Origin of the sequence: Protofrankia sp. Cr1 (assembly GCF_963555865.1) — a bacterium.
Classification (GTDB): Bacteria; Actinomycetota; Actinomycetes; order Frankiales; family Frankiaceae; genus Protofrankia.
Map to the genome: position 1 here is coordinate 6,919 of NZ_CAUVXO010000042.1, position 1,754 is coordinate 8,672.

Here is a 1,754-nt window from a genome sequence, read left to right on the forward strand (position 1 = left end):
CCGATGATCAACGTGCGGCCAGGCCGGCAACGGTCTGCGGAACGCCCTCGAACGCGCCGACCGGCGCGAGTCGACCATCCTGCCCCACCGCCCAGCCGAGAACCCGGCGGCCGTCGGTGTCGATCGCGTACAGGTAGCGGCCGTCGGGGGTGATGGCCTCGTCACGGATGCCCTTCGCATCCCTCCCGGTCGAACCCGCCACCGGTTCGAGGAGCGTGAGCCCTCCATCGTTGGCGACCTGATAGCTCGAGACTGTTCCATCACCGAAGTTCGTCACGTAGGCGAACCGCCCGTCCCTGGTCACAGCGGCCCAGCAGACCTCGCTACGGGTGTCGCCGACCGAACCACTCACCGCAGCGAGCCGGCCCGCGCCCGCCACGGCATACGAGGAAGCCGCCGCGGCACCGGCCTCACCACCGAAGGCCTCAGTCACGATCATCGAGCCCTGCGGGGTGAAATCGAAGCCGTAGGGAGTCCGTCCAGCGGCCGGGATCGTCGTGGGACCCTCGGCATAGCCGCGCTCGTCGATCCGATAAGCGCTGATGCTGTTCGTCCCACGTTCGGTGACCACCAGCGTCCGGCCGTCCGGGCTGAAGGACACCTGGGCCGGATCCGCGTTGCCGGCACTCAGGGACCTCGCCGAGTCCTCGAGCGGGGTCAGCCTCCCGTCCCGAAGGCGAAAACCACTGATGTTCGGCGTGCCGTTGTTGAGCACGTAGACGAGGTCGCCGTTCACCGCGACGCTCGTCGGCCTGGCACCACCGGAGGAGACACGATCGGAGAGCCGCAGCCTGTCGTCCTCCGCCATGAGCAGGGACAGGTCATCGCTGCCGGCGTTCGTGATCAGGAGCCATCGACCGTCGTCGCTGAGAACAACGGAACTCTGCGACGGCAGGTGCGGAGTTCCGGTTCCGCGGCCGCCGGTCTCGAAACGCCCCAACGGAGCAAGCATGCCGTCCGCGGAACGCCTGAAGGCGACAGCCTCGTTCCTGGCAACATCATTGGTCTGGACATAGACGGCAGCGCCCTTCGCGCTCCGATTATCTACACGTTCAGTCATCGCTCTCCTTCGAGCTCAGGGGCATCGAATTTCAGGTTCCCGATGAGCCCACATCTACCCGTACCCGGTGAGGCCACAAACCCGACGGCACCGTGAAGCCGCTCCCCGGATTCTTGCGAAACGGCCCTACTCGTCACTTGTACGAAATTTCAGGCGAGGAACACGGTACCCACCGTGAAAAAGCGCAGGCTCCTCGGCTGCGGCGGTCGGTTGGTGATCGTTTGTTCGTGGGATGTAGTCGTCGTTCAGGTCGCGGGGTAGTAGCGGCGTCTCGGGTCACTGGGGCTGGTGCCGATCTCCCGGACGAATCCGCGTTCGACGAGCCGGGCCAGCCGGGTGCGAGTGGCGCGGGTCGACAGGCTGATGGCCGCGGCGACTTCGCTGGTCGGGGCGCCGTTTTCGGTGAGGACGTTGAGGATTGCCTGGTCGGTTTCATCCATGGTCGGCGCGGCGACGCGGGTGGTGAACAAGGTGACGCGGAACCGGATGCCGATCACCCGGTTACGCAGTTTCGACACCCCTCGGTGGAGGTCGTCGACGGTGAGGCCGAACGGCAGCAGGCCCGGGCTCTCGACTTCCAGCCGGTCGTCGAAGATGGCCACCCGTATCGGCGCGCCGTGCTGGCGGTAGTCGGCGTGGGCGACCGCGTTGATCTCCACTCCGTGCAGACTGTGCTTCTGGATGAAGCCGATGG

The 1,754-nt window shown here is 66.4% G+C and carries 2 protein-coding genes; both read right to left on the bottom strand.

Annotated features, from left to right (window positions below):
* Positions 1-7 precede the first annotated feature (7 nt).
* The gene (locus U9980_RS06360; protein ID WP_322767080.1) at positions 8-1,060 is read right to left on the bottom strand and encodes a lactonase family protein; all 1,053 of its coding nucleotides are present in this window, start codon (positions 1,058-1,060) and stop codon (positions 8-10) included.
* 245 nt (positions 1,061-1,305) lie between these two features.
* A partial coding sequence (locus U9980_RS06365; RefSeq protein ID WP_322767081.1) for an ATP-binding protein occupies positions 1,306-1,754 on the bottom strand: 449 nt, incomplete at its 5' end.

Excerpts from the sequence above, each read along its gene's own strand:
- U9980_RS06360 (WP_322767080.1), bottom strand. The coding sequence starts at position 1,060 with ATGACTGAACGTGTAGATAATCGGAGCGCGAAGGGCGCTGCCGTCTAT.